Annotated in this window: 15 protein-coding genes; 9 read left to right on the top strand and 6 right to left on the bottom strand. The window is 44.9% G+C overall.

Going from position 1 to position 22,165, the window contains the following annotated elements; translation table 11 throughout:
- The first annotated feature begins 101 nt into the window (after nt 1-101).
- The 4 genes from adcR to SNAG_RS09230 are packed head-to-tail and all read left to right on the top strand — an operon-like array spanning nt 102 to nt 3,560.
- The gene (adcR, locus tag SNAG_RS09245; RefSeq protein ID WP_001249321.1) at nt 102-542 is read left to right on the top strand and encodes a zinc-dependent transcriptional regulator AdcR; all 441 of its coding nucleotides are present in this window, start codon (nt 102-104) and stop codon (nt 540-542) included.
- A complete protein-coding gene (locus tag SNAG_RS09240) occupies nt 542-1,246 on the top strand; it encodes a metal ABC transporter ATP-binding protein (RefSeq protein WP_096408652.1) in 705 nt (234 codons plus the stop codon). The genes adcR and SNAG_RS09240 overlap by 1 nt, the downstream gene beginning before the upstream one ends.
- Complete coding sequence (locus SNAG_RS09235) at nt 1,239-2,045, top strand: metal ABC transporter permease (RefSeq protein WP_000950023.1); 807 nt, start codon at nt 1,239-1,241, stop codon at nt 2,043-2,045. The genes SNAG_RS09240 and SNAG_RS09235 overlap by 8 nt, the downstream gene beginning before the upstream one ends.
- A gap of 9 nt (nt 2,046-2,054) precedes the next feature.
- Nucleotides 2,055-3,560, top strand: coding sequence for a zinc ABC transporter substrate-binding protein AdcA (locus tag SNAG_RS09230; protein ID WP_096408650.1), 1,506 nt, complete (start codon nt 2,055-2,057; stop codon nt 3,558-3,560).
- A gap of 54 nt (nt 3,561-3,614) precedes the next feature.
- On the opposite strand, the gene SNAG_RS09225 is transcribed toward SNAG_RS09230, so the two are convergent.
- From SNAG_RS09225 to arcA, 5 genes are all read right to left on the bottom strand, one after another.
- Nucleotides 3,615-4,943: a dipeptidase gene (locus tag SNAG_RS09225; RefSeq protein ID WP_096408647.1), complete on the bottom strand. Its 1,329-nt coding sequence runs from the start codon at nt 4,941-4,943 to the stop codon at nt 3,615-3,617.
- Between the two features lie 20 nt (nt 4,944-4,963).
- Nucleotides 4,964-6,475 (bottom strand): YfcC family protein, encoded by a 1,512-nt coding sequence (locus SNAG_RS09220; protein ID WP_096408645.1) that lies wholly within the window; start codon nt 6,473-6,475, stop codon nt 4,964-4,966.
- 90 nt (nt 6,476-6,565) lie between these two features.
- Nucleotides 6,566-7,513 carry a carbamate kinase gene (gene arcC / locus SNAG_RS09215; protein WP_096408642.1) on the bottom strand — a complete coding sequence of 316 codons (948 nt, stop codon included), beginning with the start codon at nt 7,511-7,513 and terminating at the stop codon, nt 6,566-6,568.
- Nucleotides 7,514-7,825: 312 nt separating this feature from the next.
- Nucleotides 7,826-8,842 (bottom strand): ornithine carbamoyltransferase, encoded by a 1,017-nt coding sequence (argF, locus tag SNAG_RS09210; RefSeq protein WP_049538027.1) that lies wholly within the window; start codon nt 8,840-8,842, stop codon nt 7,826-7,828.
- Nucleotides 8,843-8,919: 77 nt separating this feature from the next.
- On the bottom strand, nt 8,920-10,146 hold the full coding sequence (gene arcA / locus SNAG_RS09205) for an arginine deiminase (RefSeq protein WP_000094628.1): 1,227 nt from the start codon (nt 10,144-10,146) through the stop codon (nt 8,920-8,922).
- A gap of 752 nt (nt 10,147-10,898) precedes the next feature.
- On the opposite strand from arcA, the gene SNAG_RS09200 reads away from it, so the two are divergent.
- Nucleotides 10,899-12,578: an alpha-L-fucosidase gene (locus tag SNAG_RS09200; protein ID WP_172842419.1), complete on the top strand. Its 1,680-nt coding sequence runs from the start codon at nt 10,899-10,901 to the stop codon at nt 12,576-12,578.
- A gap of 39 nt (nt 12,579-12,617) precedes the next feature.
- Here the strand turns inward: SNAG_RS09200 and SNAG_RS09195 are convergent, their stop codons facing one another.
- Nucleotides 12,618-14,702 (bottom strand): GH92 family glycosyl hydrolase, encoded by a 2,085-nt coding sequence (locus tag SNAG_RS09195; RefSeq protein WP_096408637.1) that lies wholly within the window; start codon nt 14,700-14,702, stop codon nt 12,618-12,620.
- A 171-nt stretch (nt 14,703-14,873) separates the two neighbouring features.
- On the opposite strand from SNAG_RS09195, the gene SNAG_RS09190 reads away from it, so the two are divergent.
- From SNAG_RS09190 to SNAG_RS09175, 4 genes are all read left to right on the top strand, one after another.
- Nucleotides 14,874-16,154: a glycoside hydrolase family 125 protein gene (locus tag SNAG_RS09190; protein ID WP_096408635.1), complete on the top strand. Its 1,281-nt coding sequence runs from the start codon at nt 14,874-14,876 to the stop codon at nt 16,152-16,154.
- A gap of 250 nt (nt 16,155-16,404) precedes the next feature.
- The gene (locus SNAG_RS09185) at nt 16,405-19,050 is read left to right on the top strand and encodes an alpha-mannosidase (protein WP_096408632.1); all 2,646 of its coding nucleotides are present in this window, start codon (nt 16,405-16,407) and stop codon (nt 19,048-19,050) included.
- Between the two features lie 96 nt (nt 19,051-19,146).
- Nucleotides 19,147-20,016, top strand: coding sequence for an ROK family protein (locus SNAG_RS09180; protein ID WP_096408630.1), 870 nt, complete (start codon nt 19,147-19,149; stop codon nt 20,014-20,016).
- A complete protein-coding gene (locus tag SNAG_RS09175) occupies nt 20,010-21,890 on the top strand; it encodes a beta-N-acetylhexosaminidase (protein ID WP_096408627.1) in 1,881 nt (626 codons plus the stop codon). The genes SNAG_RS09180 and SNAG_RS09175 overlap by 7 nt, the downstream gene beginning before the upstream one ends.
- Nucleotides 21,891-22,165 lie beyond the last annotated feature (275 nt).

The raw sequence follows: 22,165 nt of genomic DNA, 5'->3' as shown, positions 1-22,165 counted from the left end.
TTTCCCTTGACTCTTTTTTGGTTTATGATATAATTAACCAGTAAAGAATCGGTGGCTATCTAAGTTTTTTATGGAAAAGATAGATAGGGAAGGAGTAACACATGAGACAGCTTGCACAGGAAATCGATAACTTTTTAAACGAGGTGATCTTGAGATCTGAGAACCAGCATGAAATTCTGATCGGGCATTGTACCAGTGATGTAGCCTTGACCAATACTCAGGAACACATCCTCATGCTCCTGTCAGAAGAATCCTTAACCAACTCGGAGTTGGCTCGTCGTCTCAATGTCAGTCAGGCGGCAGTGACCAAGGCTATCAAGTCTTTGGTCAAAGAGGGTATGTTAGAGACATCCAGAGATCCCAAGGATGCGCGTGTGATCTTTTATAAACTGACAGAGCTAGCTCGACCAGTAGCGGCAGAACACCACCATCATCATGAACACACGCTCTCAGCCTATGAACAAGTAGCAAATCAGTTTACTCCAAATGAACAAGAAGTCATCCAGCGGTTTTTAACTGCTTTAGTAGGAGAAATCAAATAATGCGGTATATTACAGTAGAGGACTTGTCTTTCTATTATGACAAAGAACCTGTCCTCGAGCACATCAACTACAGTGTTGATAGTGGGGAGTTTGTCACCCTGACTGGTGAAAATGGAGCTGCCAAGACGACGCTGATCAAGGCTAGTCTAGGCATCTTGCAGCCAAGACTTGGCAAGGTAACCATCTCAAAGACAAACACTCATGGGAAAAAGCTTAGGATAGCTTATCTTCCCCAGCAGATTGCCAGTTTTAATGCTGGTTTTCCAAGTACAGTTTATGAATTTGTCAAGTCGGGTCGCTATCCGAGAAAGGGCTGGTTCCGTCGTTTGAATGCCCACGATGAGGAGCATATCAAGGCTAGTCTAGGCTCAGTTGGTATGTGGGAACACCGTGATAAACGGATTGGTTCCCTCTCTGGTGGGCAAAAGCAACGGGCGGTTATTGCACGGATGTTTGCTTCTGACCCAGATATCTTTGTCTTGGATGAGCCGACGACAGGGATGGATGCGGGGAGCAAAAATGAATTTTACGAACTCATGCACCACAGTGCCCACCATCATGGCAAGGCCGTTTTGATGATTACGCACGACCCTGAAGAGGTCAAGGACTATGCGGATCGCAATATTCATCTAGTTCGTAACCAAGATTCGCCATGGCGTTGTTTCAACGTTCACGAAAGCGACCAGGAGGTGGAGCATGCTTAGTTTGTTATCCTATGACTTTATGCAGCGAGCCTTTTTGGCTGTCATTGCCATGAGTCTCTTTTCTCCAGTTCTTGGGACCTTCCTTATCTTACGTCGTCAGAGTCTCATGAGCGACACCCTCAGTCACGTTTCTCTATCAGGGGTAGCCTTTGGTCTGGTTTTAGGAATTTCTCCAACGATTTCAACCATTGCTATTGTCTTGATTGCAGCGGTTTTTCTGGAGTATCTCCGTACGGTTTACAAGAACTTTATGGAAATCGGGACTGCCATCCTCATGTCGACAGGGCTTGCAGTCTCCCTTATCGTGATGAGTAAGGGGAAAAGTTCGAGTTCCATGAGTCTGGATCAATACCTCTTTGGTTCGATTGTGACCATTAGCCAGGAGCAGGTGATATTCCTCTTTGCCATTGCTGCGGTCGTTTTGCTCTTGACTTTCTTGTTCTTGCGACCAATGTATATCCTGACTTTTGATGAGGATACGGCCTTTGTGGATGGCTTGCCAGTTCGTACCATGTCCATCCTCTTTAACATGGTGACAGGAGTGGCCATTGCCCTTATGATTCCAGCAGCAGGAGCTCTTTTGGTATCGACCATTATGGTCTTGCCAGCTAGTATTGCCCTTCGTCTGGGGAAAAACTTCAAATCCGTTATGTTACTAGCCAGCGCTATTGGCTTTTTGGGAATGGTGGCAGGACTTTATATTTCCTACTATGCGGAAACACCTGCCAGCGCTAGTATCACCATTATCTTTGTAGCTGTCTTTTTGTTAGTCAGTCTACTGAAACGTTTTATCAAATAGGAGAATGAAATGAAAAAACTGAGCTTACTACTGGCTAGTCTATGTGCCCTGTTTTTAGTGGCTTGTTCCAATCAAAAACAGGCAGATGGGAAATTAAATATCGTGACAACCTTTTACCCTGTCTACGAATTTACCAAGCAAGTCGCGGGAGATACCGCAAATGTAGAACTCCTAATCGGTGCTGGGACAGAACCCCACGACTACGAACCATCCGCCAAGGCAGTTGCCAAAATCCAAGACGCAGATGCCTTTGTCTATGAAAATGAAAACATGGAGACCTGGGTTCCCAAATTGCTAGAATCCTTGGATAAGAAAAAAGTCAAGACCATCAAGGCGACAGGCAATATGCTGCTCTTACCAGGAGGAGAGGAAGAAGAGGAAGGTCATGATCACGGTGCTGAAGGTCACCATCACGAATATGACCCTCATGTATGGCTCTCACCAGCACGTGCTATCAAGCTGGTAGAGCATATCCGAGATAGTTTGTCAGCAGATTATCCTGATAAAAAAGAGGCTTTTGAAAAGAATGCCGCTGCCTATATTGAAAAGTTACAAGCCTTGGACAAGTCCTATACAGATGGCTTGTCTCAAGCTAAACAAAAAAGTTTCGTGACCCAGCATGCAGCCTTCCGATACTTGGCTTTGGACTACGGTCTCAAGCAAGTATCAATCTCAGGTCTCTCACCAGATGCAGAACCATCAGCAGCGCGTTTGGCGGAATTGACAGAGTATATCAAGAAAAACAAGATTTCCTATATCTACTTTGAAGAGAATGCCTCTCAAGCCCTTGCCAATACCCTTTCCAAAGAAACGGGTGTCAAACTAGATGTGCTCAATCCGCTAGAAAGTCTGACAGAAGAAGCAACCAAGGCTGGTGAGGACTATATCTCTATCATGGAGAAAAACCTCAAGGCTCTCAAGCAGACAACAGATCAAGAAGGACCGGAAATTGAGCCAGAGAAGGAAGAAAACACCAAGACAGTTCACAACGGTTACTTTGAGGACGCAGATGTCAAGGACCGCGCCTTGAGTGACTATGCAGGAAACTGGCAATCAGTTTATCCTTTCCTTGAGGATGGAACTTTTGACCAAGTCTTTGACTACAAGGCTAAGTTGACTGGCAAGATGACCAAAGATGAGTACAAGGCCTACTATCAAAAAGGCTATCAGACAGATGTGACTAAGATTAATATCACGGACAATACCATGGAGTTTGTTCAAGGTGGACAAAGTAAGAAATTTACGTATAAGTATGTCGGCAAGAAAATCTTGACCTATAAAAAAGGCAATCGTGGGGTGCGCTTCCTCTTTGAAGCGACCGATGTAGATGCTGGACAATTCAAGTATGTTCAGTTTAGCGACCACAATATCGCCCCAGTCAAGGCAGAACATTTCCATATCTTCTTTGGGGGCACCAGTCAAGAAGCTCTCTTTGAGGAGATGGATAACTGGCCAACCTACTATCCAGATAAGCTATCTGGTCAAGAAATCGCCCAAGAAATGTTGGCGCATTGATGTAAGAAAAAATCCCGCAAATCTGCGGGATTTTTTGGTAGAAACTTTATCTGGTTAGGTTGCGAGACGGTAAACCGCCTCTGCGTAGATGTCCATAGCGCGATAAAGATCGTCTAGGACAGCTGCTTCATTTGCCTGATGTTCAGTTTGTTGTGCTCCTGGAAAAAGAGCGCCAAAGGCTACACAGTTTGGCATGGTGCGGGCAAAGGTAGCACCACCTGATGAGAGAGGAGGAGTTTTATCTCCGGTTTTTTCTAGGTAGACTTGCATAAGGGTAGTAACAAGTTGGCTATCTCTTGCGACATAGAGGGGTGCTAGATAGTCAAATTCTTGGTAGTCAAGTTGGTAGTCTTTGGCGCACTGAGTGAGCTGTGCCACCAGTTTCTCCTTATCTGCTAGCACAGGTATGCGTATATCGATCCGAATCTCGGAGCTATCGGGATTGATAGTCAAGCCCGCAACATTAAAGGAAAGGGAACCGGACGGTTCATCAGCGACCTCCCCAAATATTTTCAGCCCTTTGCCGTCCTGCCCGGCTTTGTCGCTTAGAAAATGGAGAGTAGGATGTGAGTGAAGGTTTGCGAGTACACTGGCTAGTCGAATGACGGCATTTATACCCTGACTAGCGTCTTTGGCATGTTTGGGCAAACCGATAACAGTCACTGTTTGGTCTGCAGTTTGGTAATCATAACCAGCTTCTGTTAAACCTCTACAAACCGCTTCATAAAGAGGACCTTGGTAACTTGCCTTGTCTGGTACGACATTAAAGGCACCTCCGATATCGAGCTTGAGTTGATCAGAGCCGGGGCCATGAAGCTTGACTTGAAGGAGCCCCTTTTCAGCGTATGTCAAAGGAAATGACGAATCAGGGGCGAATCCCATACTGGCTGTTTCTTCGAGGGCATTGTAGCGTGCCATACATCTCCAAAGGGTTTCTTCATCCGTACCAAAGATAAAACGCACGCGCTTCTTAAATTGGATGCCTTGGTCAAGCAAGCTTTTCACTGCGTAGAGAGCTGACAGTGAAGGACCTTTATCGTCCTGTGCCCCTCTTCCGTAGAGGATTCCTTCTTTAATGCTTGCTTCAAATGGTGGCGTCTGCCAATCTGATAGATCTCCTGCAGGTACAACATCCAAGTGACAGAGGATGGCAAGGAGCTCTCCCTCGCCAACCTCGGCATAGCCATAATAGCCCTTGGGATCAATATAGGTTCGAAAGCCAAGTTCATGGCAGATTTCCAGCGTCTTTTCTAGGACGTCTTGAATAGCTTGTCCAAAAGGTGTCCCCTGCTCCCCTTCGTGAAGAACAGATGGATAAGAAATCAAGATTTGTAGGCTCTTTACAAAGCTTTGTTTAATAGAATCAGTGATGTAGACGGTCATTCGTTTTACCTCGCACTATTTTATAGGAATGGCAGGAAGGTGCCTAGGATAAGTAGAAGCATGCTCACAATCACGATAGTGATAATGAGTTTCGCAACAAATTTCCACCAAGTTCCTAAGCTGATACGACCGAGTGCGAGAGCTCCCATTACAATACCAGAAGTAGGAGTGATGAGGTTAAGTACACCAGATGCAGATTGGTAGGCAGTGATGATGAGGCTTGCCTTAACATTGACAAACTCACCGAGTGGTGCCATGATACCCATTGTAGCACTAGCTAAACCTGATGAAGATGGGATAAGGAAGGACATAGGGAGGTAGAAGAGGTAGGTCAAGACGATAAAGACTTGAGGTGAGAGACCTTGAAGGCCGACTTCGCCCCAGTGAAGGATTGTCGCAGTGATCATACCGTCATTCATGATAACTTGGATACCACGAGCTACCGCACAAATCAAAGCTACTGTGAGAAGATCTGCTGCACCATTCATAAAGGTAGAGATGATTTTACTTTCCTTGAGGCCGTATACGATACCGATGAGGATCCCCATGACGGCAAAGAGCATAGCCCCTTCAGGGAAGTACCAACTACCAAAAGGTTGAGCAGATGAACCGATCACTCCACCGACAACAGGAAGACCAATCAACCAGTTCTTCAGATCTTCAAACAAGGTGATATGCAAGTCTACCCAAGGGATAAAGCTGGCGATCATGATGATAAAGGTCAAGATGAACAAGGCAAGTACATGTTTTTGTTTCTTGCTCAAGACAGATGGAGCATCATCATTGTCAGTGACTTTGAAATGTTTGAGGTCTTCTTCTCTTTGAGAATAAACGAGTGATTTTGTAGGATCTTTTTGAATTTTTTCTGCATAGCGGTAAACGAAGTAGGTACTCATACCCGTCATCACAATCCAGAAAATAATCCGGAGAATGACACCGTCCATAGATGATACACCTGCCGTATCAGAAGCGATAACAGTTGCGAATGGATTGAGTGTAGAGGCGAGACAGCCAACTTGAGAACCGAGTAGGATAATGGCAACAGCAGTAATGCTATCGAAACCAACAGCCATCATCACAGGGACGAGGAGTGGGTAAAATGCCATGGTTTCTTCACCCATACCATAAGTTGTTCCTCCTAGTGCAAAGAGGGGCATGAGGATGAGAATCAGCATTTTTTCGCGTCCCTTGTATTTCTTAACAATAGAGGCGATACCAACATCTAGTGTGCCAGTTGCATTGACAACGCCAAGGAATCCCCCAACCATGAGGATAAAGAAGGCAACGTCAATAGCGGCTTTTGTAGGTTCGTGACCGAGCATAGCCCGAATCGGAGCCATTAAAACATCGTAAATCCCTTGGGGATTAGAGGTAACGGTTTGATAGGTACCTGCAATGAGGTTACCTGCTTCGTCTGTATCATACTTACCTGCTGGGATGATCCAAGTCAAGATTGCCATAATAGCAATGATAATGATCAAAACAGTGTAAGATGACGGCATTTGGAACCTTTTTTTTGTATTTTCACTCATTTGTTTTTCCTCCTAAACTATGTCACAAAGTATAAAACGAATGATGTTGGTCTGCCTGTGTACTCCTAATCAAGCTTGTTTAAAAATTGACTAGTCTTTCACAATAATTGTTCCACTTTCGGATTCAATCAGGGCACCGAGATTGCTGAGTGAGGTGATAACAGCCTTACCAGCAGGGTGGTGGGTGACAAAGTCAATGGCAGCTTCGACCTTGGGTAGCATGCTACCTGGAGCAAATTGTCCTTGTTTGATGTATTCTTGAAGTTGACTAACGGTAACGCGTTCCAGCCTTTCTTGATTTGGTTTATTGTAGTTGATGTAGACGTAGTCTACGCCAGTGAGCACGATAAAAACATCTGCCTCAACCAATTCTGCCAGCAGTTGAGAAGCAAAGTCTTTGTCTATAACGGCTTCAACACCGTCCAAGTAACCGTTTTCATTTTCAATGACAGGAATGCCTCCACCGCCAGCAGCGATGACGATTTGTCCGTCATTGAGTAAAGTACGGATGCTATTGATTTCTTTGATGCCAATTGGTTTAGGTGAAGCGACTACCTTACGCCATCCCCGACCAGCATCTTCCTTAAAGGTAGCACCTGTCTTTTCACTTTCTGCTTTTGCTTCTTCTTCGCTATAGAAAGGACCGATTGGTTTGCTTGGATCAGCGAATGCTGGGTCGTCCTTGTCGACGATGACTTGAGTGACTACAGAGGCGACGTTCTTTTCGATGTTAGCGTCTACTAGGGCATTTTCCAAGGCGTTTTGGAGCCAAAAACCGATACTGCCCTCGGTCATAGCGACTAGAGAATCCAGTGGAAAGGCAGGATTTTTTTCAGAATTAGCCTTCAAGTGTTGGAGCAGGAGATTTCCAACCTGAGGGCCGTTGCCATGGGTGATGATGAGTTCATCCCCGTTTTGAATCAGTTTGACCAGATAACGAGCTGTTTCTACCAGAGCAGCTTCCTGAGCCTGGGCAGAGGGATCTGTGGAGAGGATGGCATTTCCGCCTAAGGCGACGACGATTTTCCGATGAGACATGATCTCTCCTTTCACTAAGATACAAACCTATCAGACCTCAAAGAAAAGATTGAAAGCAAGACCAAGGTTGGATGCTTGGAGCAAGCACTATTCTGATGAGGTGAGAGGTAGATGCATTGAGGTAATCTGGACGAAGGGAGTTCAAAAATGGATAAGAGTGGGTTAAACCACCAAAGGGACTAGACTAGTGATAAAAGGATGATAGGAAGGTTTGTTTAGAGGTGGCAATTGATTAAACGAACTTCTTATTTCTAGAAATATGGATTGTAATGCTTACTAGCCGGAGTCCCTAAGGTGCTTGGTTACTACATATTAGACTTTAGGAATATAGAGATTTCCAAGAGTCGCTGCCATGACAGCTTTGATGGTATGCATCCGATTTTCTGCTTGATCAAAGTGTCGTGCGTATTGACTGCGGAAGACTTCGTCCGTTACTTCCATTTCTTCTACGCCAAATTTTTCAGCTACTTGTTTACCGTAAATGGTATTGGTGTCGTGGAAGGCTGGCAAGCAGTGAAGGAAAATCAACTTGTCGTTTCCAGCTTTCTTCACCAACTCCATGTTGACTTGGTAAGGTTTGAGTAGGGCAACCCGTTCAGCAAATTTGTCTTCTTCGCCCATAGATACCCAAACGTCAGTGTAGAGGACGTCAGCTCCTTTGACAGCCTCATCAGCATCTTCTGTAATCAGGATGTGGGCGCCGCTTTCTTTTGCATATCCTTTTGCCAATTCTACAACAGATTGGTCAGGGAAGAGTTCTTTTGGAGAGAAGACATGTACGTTGACTCCGAGAATCGCTCCCGTCACAAGGAGACTATTGGCAACGTTGTTGCGACCATCTCCACAGTAGACCAAGGTCAATCCTTCTAGATGACCAAAGTTTTCTTGTACTGTAAGGTAGTCGGCCAACATTTGAGTTGGGTGCCATTTGTCAGTCAAACCGTTCCAAACAGGAACGCCAGAATACTGAGCCAGTTCTTCTACCATATCCTGGCTAAAACCACGAAATTCAATTCCGTCAAACATGCGTCCGAGAACTTTAGCGGTATCTTCAGTTGATTCTTTCTTGCCAAGTTGGATATCGTTGGCACCTAGGTATTCAGGATGCGCACCTAGGTCAATGGCTGCTGTTGTAAAAGCAGCCCGGGTTCTAGTAGAAGTCTTTTCAAACAAGAGAGCAATGTTTTTGCCTGCTAGATAGCGGTGTTCGATATTGCGTTTTTTGAGGTCTTTCAAGTGAGCTGAAAGACCGATAAGGTATTCGAGCTCTGCTCGGCTAAAATCTTTTTCTGCTAGAAAACTACGTCCTTGAAATAGGGAATGTGTCATGATAACCTCTTTCTAATACTTCGTCCTAAGGGACTTGGCCAAGTATAATCTGTCTATCTATCAGAAGGGTGAGGAAGTTAAATTTCTTCGCGTTCAAACGGCATAGACATGCAACGAGGTCCACCACGGCCACGTACCAATTCCCTTCCGCGAATCTTAATGAGGCGAAGACCGTATTCTTCCAGTTTCTTATTGGTAACGGTATTGCGTTCATAAACGACTACCACACCTGGTGCGATTGCAAGGGTGTTAGAACCGTCATTCCATTGTTCACGAGCAGCAGCAACGATGTTTCCGTCCCCGCATGGGATGAGGGTTACTTTTTCAACACCGAGGTTTTGGGCAAGGAGTTCTGCAAGATCGCCTTTTTCTTCGACGATTTGCAATTCTTCATTTTCATAGGTCACAGAGAAGACTCGGAGGTTGCCTTGGATTTCTGGGTGGATAGTAAATTTATCGTAGTCCACCATAGTAAAGACAGTATCCAAGTGCATGAACTTACGGCTGTTTGAGAATTCAAAGGCCAATACTTTTTTGAAGCCAACATTTTTTTTGAAGATGTTGACAAGTAGTTTTTCTATAGATGCCGCATCCGTCCGTTGAGAAATTCCTACAGCTAGAACATCTTTAGAGAGAACAAGTTCATCGCCTCCTTCGATGCGTGTCGTTTCTTCACGATTGTAAATCAAATCAAGGCCACCGTAAACGGGGTGGTATTTAAAAATGTATTTACCGTAGAGGGTCTCGCGGTTACGGGTGTCGGCATACATATGGTTGAGCGATACAGCATGTCCGATAGTAGCAAATGGATCGCGAGTGAAGTAGAGGTTGGGCATAGGATCGATAGCAAATGGATAATCTGACTCAACTAAGTCGGTTAATCCTTTTGCTGATTCAGGGATTTCAGGGAGTTCTGTTTTTTGAACCCCAGCCATGGTTTTTTCGATCAATTCGAGATTGTCCTCTATGTCTTGGAGGAGCTTGCGAATTGCAATCTTAGTTTGACGGCCACGGATGTTGGCTTCGTCTAAATATTCCTCGATGAATTGATTTCGGATTTCTGGAGTAGTCAATGATTCAGCAGCCAGTTGCTCTAGGTAAAGGACTTCGACTCCTTCGTCACGAAGTGCCTGAGCAAAAGCGTCGTGCTCACTCTGGGCGTCCGCTAAAAATGGGATGTCATCAAAGAGTAGCCTCTCGAGGTGGTCCGGCATTAAGTTTTCCAACTCTTTGCCCGGACGATGCAACATAACTTTTTTCAGTTTCCCAATTTCTGAGAATACCTGAATTGGATGTGAAGACATGTGGTTTCCTCCTTTAAAATTTTGCTTTGATACCTTTTTGATACCGCTTACATGTTCGTTATAACACAAACAATAATGCTTGTCAAGGACGAAAATATAGAGAAAATTTCGACAAAATATGGTTTTTATAGTGTTTTATGTTAATATGCAGTAGGGGATAGAAAACAAAGATAAAATGGATATACATACAATAAAACGAATAGAAAAATTTTTAAAATTTTATATTAAATTTTATGATTTGAGATGAAAAAATTACTTTCATACATAGAATTAATAAGGGATTCGGCTGAGTTTGTAATTGAAAGAATGATGGTAAATTATATGAAATCTATCTGAAAAGCCTTTCTTACGGAAAGTGTAAAATGTATATTGTACAAATTATAGAATCTTTTCTGAGTATTTAGGAAGACAGCCTTGTCTTATTGACGCTACCTAGATTTTTTGTTATAGTCAACGAGGTAACAACTAGGAAGAATGGTTTATTCACAAGTTGTGGATAAGTCTGGGGAGAGCAGGACATTCAGTTAGTAGCCTAGAGGTATCTTGAGAATAGTATCGGCAACTAGTAACGAGCTAATTTTCTAGTAGAAATCGTATCGCAGTGGAGATTTGAGCAGGCTGCCTGAGGGTGACAGTTTCAAAGTCTAAGAGCTGGAGTTTGGGAAAGCTAGTTTTTAGGCAGGTTTTCTTATCCACAACCTGTGGATAACTTTGGGAATAAGAGAAATAATCAGAGAAAGAGATATGAGATGATGATAAAAATAAAACCGCATGGACCATTACCAAGTCAGGCCCAGCTAGCTTATCTGGGAGATGAACTAGCTGCCTTCATCCATTTTGGCCCCAATACCTTTTATGACCAGGAATGGGGAACAGGCCAGGAGGAGCCTGAACGCTTTAACCCGACCAAGTTGGATGCACGTGAGTGGGTTCGGGTGCTCAAAGAAACAGGTTTTAAAAAACTGATTTTGGTGGTCAAGCACCATGATGGTTTTGTGCTCTACCCGACAGCACATACAGACTATTCGGTCAAGGCTAGTCCTTGGAGGAAAGGAGCGGGGGACTTGCTCCTTGAAGTTTCCCAAGCTGCAACTGAGTTTGACATAGACATGGGAGTTTATTTATCTCCTTGGGATGCCCATAGTCCCCTCTATCATGTGGACCGAGAAGCAGACTACAATGCCTATTATCTGGCACAGCTGGAGGAAATCTTATCAAATTCTAACTATGGAAATGGAGGGAAATTTGCTGAGGTCTGGATGGATGGTGCTCGAGGGGAAGGGGCTCAGCAGGTCAACTATGAGTTTGAGAATTGGTTTGAAACCATTCGTGACTTGCAGGGCGATTGTTTGATTTTCTCAACTGAGGGAACTAGTATTCGCTGGATTGGCAATGAACGGGGCTATGCAGGGGATCCCTTGTGGCAAAAAGTCAAGCCCGATCAGTTGGGGACAGAGGCTGCATTAGATTATTTACAGCACGGTGATCCCTCGGGTACGTTGTTTTCAATCGGTGAGGCGGATGTATCCCTTCGGCCGGGTTGGTTTTACCATGAGGATCAGGATCCCAAGTCTCTTGAGGAATTGGTCGAAATCTACTTTCACTCAGTGGGGCGGGGAACCCCTCTCTTGCTCAATATTCCTCCTAATAAAGATGGTCTCTTTGATGAAAGGGATATCCAGCGATTGTATGAATTTAGGGCCTACCGTGACGAACTCTATAAAGAAGATTTGGCTCTGGGAAGCAAGGTATCTGGTCCTACTCTCTCCGCAGACTTTGCCTGTCATCATCTGACAGATGGACTGGAGACTAGTTCTTGGGCAAGTGATGCAGAACTGCCAATTCAGTTAGAGCTCGATTTAGAGTCACCTAAAACTTTTGATGTAATTGAGTTAAGAGAAGATTTGAAGCTAGGGCAACGAATCGCTGCTTTCCATGTTCAGGTAGAGTTGGATGGTGTCTGGCAGGAGTTTGGATCAGGATTTACAGTAGGCTATAAACGCCTTTTGCGCGGATCCATGGTAGAGGCTCAGAAGATTCGTGTGACCATTACAGAGGCACAGGATTTGCCAGTATTAACTAAGATTTCACTTTATAAAACACCTAGCTTGTCAAAAAAAGAAGCTGTTCAGCAACTGGAGTTTTCAGAAAACAGTCTCGCTGTGACCAAGGGAGAAAATGCCTATTTTACAGTTAAGCGCAGAGAATGTAGTGGTCCTTTAGAAGCTAAGATTTCGATTCAACCAGGGACGGGTGTGCATGGTGTCGCTTATCAGGATGAGATTCAAGTCCTTGCGTTTCAAGCTGGCGAGACTGAAAAAAGGTTGACGCTACCAACCTTGTATTTCGCAGGAGATAAAACCTTAGATTTCTATCTGAATCTAATGGTGGGTGGTCAGCTTGTGGATCAACTTCAAGTCCAAGTTTCATAAAAGAAGAACCTTTGCGCGATGCAAAGGTTCTTTTGGTTATTAGTGATTTGGTAGCCAGCTGAGGGTGAAGGTCAGTTGCTCAGTTTTCAAGAGGTCTTGGTGTTGGATGCTAGATACAGGGGTCTTGTCCAATCGACACTCTTTGACAAAGTTAAAATGGCTGTAGTTTTGTTCAGCATAGATATCCAACCATTTATTTTCTTTAGCCAGGTAGACACGGAGATGATCAAAGAGGGGGATTCCGAGATCGTAGCTTGGTTTTCCTGGACAGGTCGGGTAGAATCCAAGAGCCGACCAGATGTACCAAGCAGAGAGACTGCCATTATCCTCATCGCCAGGATAGGCTTGCCAACTTGGGTGAAAGGCTTTCTGACGTATCGATTTGATGAGAAGAGCAGTGTAGTCAGGGTAGTCACTGTAGCGGAAGAGATAAGGGATGTGGAAACTAGGTTGGTTGGAAATGGCGACTTGTCCAAAAGGAGCAGTAGCCATCTCGCTCATCTCGTGAATCTCATAACCATAGCCAGTCGTTTCAAAGAGAGGAGCATCCTGACAGGCTTTCAAAAGGTAGTGGCTAAAGGTTTCTTTTCCACCCATCAGTTGGATTAAGCCAGGGATGTCGTGTAGAACGCCCAAAGTCGCTTGAATGGCAGAACATTCGGCGTAGTCTCGTCCCCAACTGTAAGGAGAGAAGTCAGGTCGGAAGTTGCCTTGACGATCTCGCGCACGCATATAGCCTGTCTCAGAGTCAAAGAGATGACGGAAATTCTGCGATGCGACCTTATAAGTCTGGGCGATGTCATTCTGACCTTGTTTTTCGGCACAGCTGGCGATGCAAAAATCACTATAGGCGTAGTCTAGGGTGTGGCTGACGCTTTCGTGGTGGTCAGTAGAGAGATAGCCTAACTCTTGGTATTGGGTTAGTCCATGGCGACCATTGATGCCGAGAGGGTCGGACTTGGTGGCTGTCTCCAGCATGGCTTGGAGGAGTTCTTCTTCCAAGTCGGGAGCCATTTCCTTGCAGGCGTTATCTGCGATAATGCCGTCCAATAGAGTACCAGGCATCATACCACGTTCATCTGGAGCCAGCCATTTAGGCAGGAATCCAGTATCACGGTAGCTATTGAGGAAACCTTCTAGAAAGCGGTGATAGTGTTCTGGTATGATAAGGGCAAAGAGGGGAAAGGTGGTGCGGAAGGTATCCCAGAAACCATTGTTGCTAAAGAGGACACCAGGCTTGACAGTACCAGTAGACAAATCCATGTGGATGGCTTGCCCTGACTCGTTCACCTCATAAAATGTCTGTGGGAAGAGGAAGAGTCTGTAGAGGCAGTGGTCAAAAAAGGTTCGGTCGGCTTCCCCTGTCTCCACGATATCAAAACGGTGGAGGAGATTTTCCCAGTCTGCTAGGGCATTTGCTTTACAGTTATCAAAGTCCGTTTGAGGTAGATTAAGCAGCGCTTGAGAAGGAGAAATAAAGGAAGTCGCTAGTTGGATTTCAGCATGGCTATCTGCGAGGTCAATTCGCCAGTCTCCGCTTTCTTGGCTGACAGCAAGAATATCCGTGTTCATTTGTAGGGCGGTGAAGAGTATCAGCGGATTTTTATTGGTCTCTGTTTTGCCTTCTTGTCGTAGGGCCAGAGTCCGCTTATCTACTTGCTCCACTGTTAGGTCATCTGCTGCATGAAGGTAGAGGGCGAGGGCTTTGCCTTGCTTTTGCTCTAGGCGCATAGAAGCGCCATAGCAAGTCGGTGTGAGCTGGGTTTCAATCTGATAGCGCAGAGAAAAGAGTTTCAAATAGTGAGGCTGGAAGCAAGCTTTATCTATATCATAAGAAGACTGGCGGTGAAAGAGACTGTCTCCCCCAAGCTGGCCTGTGACAGGTGTCAGAAGGAGCCATGAGTAGTCCCCAATCCAAGGACTGGGCTGGTGGGTTAAGCGAATTCCCTGAAAGATGGGCAGATGCGGATCGAAAAACCAAGATCCGTCCTGGTCACTAGTCTGGGGCACAAAATAATTCATCCCAAAAGGCACGCCTGTGTATGGTAGGGTATTTCCCCGAGAGAAGGCATGCTTGCTAGCAGTACCAAAGCGGGTATCGATGGTTTCAAGTAGTGGTTTCATGGTATTTCCTTTAGCTGTTTTTCTACATTATATCAGAAAAATGAGACCTTTAGATATGGGGTTCGAAAGTAAGCAATTTTGTAGAAAAATGACTATCATTTGTGTATGTATTTTCTGTCTCAAAAACTATATACTGAACATGAAACTTGTTTGAAAGAGGTAAAATTAAAAATGGTTTATTCTAAAGAAATCGTCAGAGAGTGGCTGGATGAAGTAGCAGAGCGTGCCAAGGACCATCCGGAGTGGGTGGATGTCTTTGAGCGTTGCTATACCGACACCTTGGACAATACGGTTGAGATTCTAGAAGATGGTTCGACCTTTGTATTAACAGGGGATATCCCTGCCATGTGGCTTCGGGATTCGACTGCCCAACTCAGACCCTATCTTCATGTGGCTAAAAGAGATCCTCTCTTGCGTCAGACCATTGCAGGTTTGGTCAAGCGTCAGATGACCTTGGTACTCAAGGATCCTTATGCCAATTCCTTTAACATTGAGGAGAACTGGAAGGGCCACCACGAGACTGACCACACAGATCTTAACGGCTGGATCTGGGAACGCAAGTATGAGGTGGACTCGCTTTGCTATCCTTTGCAGTTGGCTTATCTCCTTTGGAAAGAGACTGGCGAGACCAGTCAGTTTGATGAGACTTTTGTCGCAGCGACCAAGGAAATTCTTCATCTCTGGACCGTTGAGCAAGACCACAAGAACTCTCCTTATCGCTTTGTTCGTGATACTGACCGTAAGGAAGACACTTTGGTAAATGACGGCTTTGGTCCTGACTTTGCCGTGACAGGGATGACCTGGTCAGCCTTCCGTCCAAGTGATGATTGCTGTCAGTATAGCTATTTGATTCCATCCAATATGTTTGCAGTCGTTGTCTTGGGTTATGTCCAAGAAATCTTTGCAGAATTGAATCTAGCTGATAGCCAAAACATCGTGGCAGACGCTAAACGTCTGCAGGCTGAGATTCAAGAAGGGATCGAAAACTATGCCTACACCACCAATAGCAAGGGTGAAAAGATTTACGCCTTTGAAGTGGATGGTCTAGGAAATGCCAGCATCATGGATGATCCAAATGTACCGAGTCTACTGGCTGCTCCCTATCTTGGTTACTGTGATGTGGATGATGAAGTGTATCAAGCAACTCGTCGCACCATTCTGAGCCCTGAAAATCCATACTTCTACCAAGGTGAATATGCTAGTGGACTTGGAAGTTCTCACACCTTCTATCGCTATATCTGGCCGATTGCCCTTTCTATCCAAGGCTTGACAACAAGAGATAAGGCGGAGAAGAAATTCTTGCTCGATCAGCTCGTTGCCTGCGATGGTGGCACAGGTGTCATGCACGAAAGCTTCCACGTAGATGATCCAACGCTCTACTCTCGCGAATGGTTCTCATGGGCCAACATGATGTTCTGTGAGTTAGTCTTGGATTACCTGGGTATCCGTTAATACTCTTCGAAAATCTCTTCAAACCACGTCAGCTTCGCCTTGCCGTAGGTATGGTTACTGACTTCGTCAAGTTCTATCCACAACCTCAAAGCAGTGCTTTGAGCAGCCTGCGGCTAGCTTCCTAGTTTGCTCTTTGATTTTCATTGAGTATAAGGAGCACGCTTTCGCTCAACTGATTCTAGGAAAGAATCACAATTTTACATTTAAAACGTTAAAAATAAAAAATTAATTTAGAATGAGGTTTTACTTCATGGAAAATGTTGTTGTACATATTATCTCACACAGTCACTGGGACCGTGAGTGGTACTTGCCTTTTGAAAGCCACCGTATGCAGTTGGTGGAGTTATTTGACAATCTTTTTGACCTTTTTGAAAATGATCCTGAGTTCAAGAGCTTCCACTTGGATGGTCAAACCATTGTCCTTGATGACTACTTAGAAATTCGTCCTGAAAATCGCGACAAAGTCCAAGGTTATATCGACCAAGGCAAACTCAAAATTGGTCCCTTTTACATCTTGCAGGATGACTACTTGATTTCCAGTGAAGCCAACGTCCGCAATACCTTGATTGGCCAAGCAGAATGTGCAAAATGGGGCAAATCAACCCAGGTTGGTTACTTCCCAGATACCTTTGGAAATATGGGACAAGCTCCTCAAATCCTTCAAAAATCAGGCATTCACGTGGCAGCCTTTGGCCGTGGTGTCAAGCCGATTGGCTTTGACAACCAAGTCCTCGAAGATGAGCAGTTTACTTCCCAGTTTTCAGAAATGTACTGGCAGGGTGCAGACGGAAGTCGTGTTCTCGGTATCCTCTTTGCCAACTGGTACAGTAACGGGAATGAAATCCCAGTTGATAAGGACGAAGCCTTGGCTTTCTGGAAACAAAAACTGTCCGATGTGCGTGACTACGCCTCGACCAACCAATGGTTGATGATGAACGGCTGTGACCATCAGCCTGTACAGAGAAATCTGAGCGAAGCCATTCGTGTGGCAAATGAACTCTTCCCAGATGTGACCTTTGTGCATAGTTCATTTGATGACTACATCCACGCAGTAGAAAGTGCTCTGCCGGAGCAACTATCAACGGTTACAGGCGAGTTGACCAGTCAAGAAACAGACGGTTGGTACACACTTGCCAACACTTCTTCTTCACGGATTTACCTCAAACAAGCCTTCCAAGAAAATAGCAACCTGCTAGAACAAGTAGTGGAACCATTGACTGTCATCACTGGTGGACATAACCACAAGGACCAGTTGACCTATGCTTGGAAAGTCCTTCTACAAAATGCGCCCCATGATAGTATCTGTGGCTGTAGTATTGACGAAGTTCACCGTGAGATGGAAACACGTTTTGCCAAGGTCAACCAAGTCGGAAACTTCGTTAAGAGCAACCTTCTCAACGAGTGGAAGGTTAAAATTGCAACCCACGAAGCTCAAAGCGACCATCTCTTTACCGTCATCAATACAGGCTTGCATGACAAGGTTGACACTGTCAGCACAGTGATTGATGTGGCGATTTGTGATTTCAAGGAATTGCACCCAACAGAAGGCTACAAGAAAATGGCAGCCTTGACCTTGCCAAACTACCGTGTCGAAGACTTGGAAGGCCATGCTGTAGAAGCGAGAATCGAAGATCTGGGAGCTAATTTTGAGTATGATTTGCCAAAAGACAAGTTCCGTCAGGCTCGTATCGCTCGACAAGTGCGCGTGACAGTCCCTGTTCATCTAGCCCCTCTCTCTTGGACAACCTTCCAATTGCTTGAAGGAGAACAAGAACACCGTGACGGTATTTACCAAAATGGAGTGATTAATACGCCATTTGTAACGGTCAGTGTGGATGAAAACATCACGGTCTACGACAAGACAACTCATGAAGCTTATGAAGATGTTATTCGCTTTGAAGATCGTGGTGACATTGGAAATGAGTACATCTATTTCCAACCAAAAGGAACAGAGCCTATCTACGCAGAACTCAAAGGCTGTGAAGTTTTGGAAAATACAGCTCGTTTTGCCAAGATCTTGCTCAAACATGAATTGACAATTCCAGTAAGTGCAGACGAAAAACTGGATGCAGAACAAAGAGGCATCATCGAGTTTATGACGCGTGAAGCTGGGCGCTCAGAAGAATTGGCAAGCATTCTTCTTGAAACAGAGATGACCGTCTTTGTTGATAATCCACAAATACGCTTCAAGACTCGCTTTACTAACACAGCCAAGGACCACCGTATCCGTCTCTTGGTCAAGGCTCATAACACACGTCCAAGCAATGACTCTGAAAGCATCTATGAGGTGGTGACACGACCAAATAAACCAGCTGCTTCTTGGGAAAATCCTGAAAATCCACAACACCAACAAGCCTTTGTCAGCCTTTATGATGATGAAAAAGGAGTGACGGTGGCCAATAAAGGATTGCACGAGTATGAAATCCTTGGAGACGATACCATTGCAGTGACCATCCTTCGTGCTTCAGGCGAGCTAGGTGACTGGGGTTACTTCCCAACGCCAGAGGCTCAGTGCTTGCGTGAGTTTGAAGTCGAGTTTGCTCTTGAATGCCACCAAGCGCAAGAACGCTTCTCAGCTTTCCGTCGTGCCAAAGCCTTCCAAACACCATTCACTAGCCTTCAGGTTGCTAAACAAGAAGGAAGTGTTGCTGCGACTGGTAGCCTCTTGAGTCATGCGGCACTCAGCTTACCACAAGTTTGCCCAACAGCCTTTAAAGTGGCGGAAAATGAAGAAGGATATGTCCTCCGTTACTACAATATGAGCCAAGAAAATGTGCGCATATCTGAACACCAACAAACCATTCTGGACTTACTTGAACGACCATATCCAGTTCATTCAGGACTATTGGCTCCACAAGAAATTCGTACAGAATTGATTAAAAAAGAAGACATTTAACAGTTTTAAAGTGTTTGATAACGAATACTATGAGATAGAAAGGAGGGGCGAAAGAGTAAGGATTAACTACTGATTCGTCCCTTTTTTGGTGAAAATATGACCATTGCAACCATTGATATCGGAGGGACTGGGATTAAGTTTGCCAGTCTGACTCCTGATGGAAAAATACTAGATAAGACAAGTACACCGACACCAGAAACCCTAGAAGATTTACTGGCATGGCTAGACAAATGCTTGGCAGAGAAAGATTATAAGGGCATTGCCATGAGCGTTCCAGGCGCGGTCAATCAAGAAACAGGTGTAATTGAGGGAATCAGTGCCGTACCTTATATTCACGGTTTTTCTTGGTATGAGGCCCTTGCTCATCATCAGCTACCTGTCCATCTAGAAAATGATGCCAACTGTGTTGGACTTAGTGAACTGCTAGCTCATCCAGAGATTGAAAATGCAGCCTGTGTCGTGATTGGGACAGGAATCGGCGGAGCTATGATTATCAATGGCAAACTTCACCGAGGTCGCCACGGCTTAGGTGGTGAGTTTGGCTATATGACAATCATTGCACCAGCAGAAAAGCTCAACAACTGGTCGCAACTAGCATCTACAGGAAACATGGTCCGCTACGTAATTGAAAAGTCAGGTCAGACTGACTGGGACGGTCGCAAGATTTACCAAGAAGCTGCAGCAGGCAATGCCCTTTGTCAAGAAGCCATTGAGCGCATGAACCGTAATCTGGCTCAAGGCTTGCTCAATATCCAGTATCTGATCGATCCAGATGTCATTAGTCTGGGAGGCTCTATCAGTCAAAATCCAGATTTTATCCAAGGTGTCAAAAAAGCTGTCGATGAATTTGTCGAAACCTACGAAGAATACACAGTCGCACCAGTTATCCAAGCTTGCACCTATCATGCAGATGCCAATCTCTATGGTGCCCTTGTCAACTGGTTGCAGGAGGAAAACCAATGGTAATTTTTACAGGACTTAGTCCCAAACAAGAGCAAGCATTAGAGTTGCTTAAAAAGCATATTTCGCTAGCAGATGTAGAGGTAGCAGTCGCTCAGTATGACCAAGCCTCTATCTCTATCAAGGGTGAGGATGGCCACTATCAACTGACTTATCGCAAACCTCACCAACTTTACCGCGCCTTGTCCTTATTGGCAACAGCTCTAGTAGAAGGTGATAAGGTAGAGATTGAAGAACAAGCTGCTTACGAAGATTTGGCTTACATGGCAGACTGTTCCCGAAATGCAGTGCTAAATGTAGCTTCAGCTAAGCAGATGATTGAGGTTTTGGCTCTCATGGGCTACTCAACCTTTGAGCTTTACATGGAAGACACCTACCAGATTGAGGGGCAACCATACTTTGGTTACTTCCGTGGAGCCTATTCAACAGAGGAGTTGCAGGAAATCGAAGCCCATGCCCAGCAGTTTGATATGACCTTTGTGCCTTGCATCCAGACCTTGGCTCATTTGTCGGCCTTCGTTAAATGGGGTGTCAAAGAAGTGCAAGAACTCCGTGATGTAGAGGACATTCTCCTTATCGGTGAAGAAAAGGTTTATGATTTGATTGACGGGATGTTTGCCACTCTGTCTAAACTGCAGACACGCAAGGTCAATATCGGGATGGACGAAGCTCACTTGGTTGGTTTGGGACGCTACCTCATTTTGAACGGTGTTGTGGACCGTAGTCTCCTCATGTGTCAACACTTGGAGCGCGTGCTGGATATTGCTGACAAATATGGTTTCCACTGCCAGATGTGGAGTGACATGTTCTTCAAACTCATGTCAGCAGATGGCCAGTATGACCGCGATGTGGAAATTCCTGAGGAAACTCGTGTCTACCTAGACCGTCTCAAAGATCGTGTAACCTTGGTTTATTGGGATTATTACCAGGACAGCGAAGAAAAGTACAATCGTAATTTCCGCAATCACCACAAGATTAGCCAAGATATCGCCTTTGCAGGTGGTGCTTGGAAGTGGATTGGTTTTACCCCACACAACCATTTCAGCCGTCTAGTGGCTATCGAGGCCAATAAAGCCTGTCGTGCTAATCAGATCAAAGAAGTTATCGTGACAGGTTGGGGGGACAATGGTGGGGAAACAGCCCAGTTTTCTATTCTCCCAAGCTTGCAAATCTGGGCAGAACTCAGCTACCGCAATGACCTAGACCGTTTGTCTGCACACTTCAAGACCAATACGGGTCTATCAGTTGAGGATTTCATGCAGATTGACCTAGCCAACCTCTTGCCAGATCTACCAGGCAATCTCAGTGGGATCAATCCTAACCGCTATGTCCTTTATCAGGATGTTCTCTGTCCGATTCTTGATCGACACACGACACCTGAACAGGACAAACCGCACTTCGCTCAGGCCGCTGAGACCCTTGATGCTATCAAAGACAAAGCAGGCATCTACGCCTATCTCTTTGAAACTCAGGCTCAGTTGAATGCTATTTTAAGTAGCAAGGTTGATGTAGGACGACGCATTCGTGAAACTTATAAAGTCGGTGACAAAGTCAGCTTGCAGCAAATCGCCAGAGAAGAATTACCAAAACTCAGAAGTGAGATTGAAACCTTCCACAAACTCTTTAGTCAACAATGGCTGAAAGAAAACAAGGTCTTTGGTTTGGATACGGTTGATATCCGTATGGGCGGACTCTTACAAAGAATCAAGCGAGCAGAGAGTCGCATCGAGGCTTATCTGGCAGGTCAGATTGACCGTATCGAAGAATTAGAAGTTGAAATCCTTCCATTTAATGATTTTTATGGAGACAAGGACTTTGCAGCCACAACAGCCAACCAGTGGCACACCATTGCGACCGCATCGACGATTTATACGACTTAATACTCTTCGAAAATCTCTTCAAACCACGTCAGCTTCGCCTTGCCGTATAGATGTTACTGACTTCGTCAGTTTTATCTGCAACCTCAAAGCAGTGCTTTGAGCAGCCTGTGGCTAGCTTCCTAGTTTGCTCTTTGATTTTCATTGAGTATAAAAACAAGAACAGTGTCCCTTGTTCAGAGTGTTTCTCGTGAAACCTATTTCTTATAAAAAACTTCTCCACATAAAATAATTTGTGGAGTTTTTTCTATAATTAGTAGTTTAAACTATTCTTAAAA

It is taken from the genome of Streptococcus sp. NPS 308 (genome assembly GCF_002355895.1).
GTDB lineage: Bacteria > Bacillota > Bacilli > Lactobacillales > Streptococcaceae > Streptococcus.
This window is presented reverse-complemented; position numbering and strand designations above follow the sequence as displayed.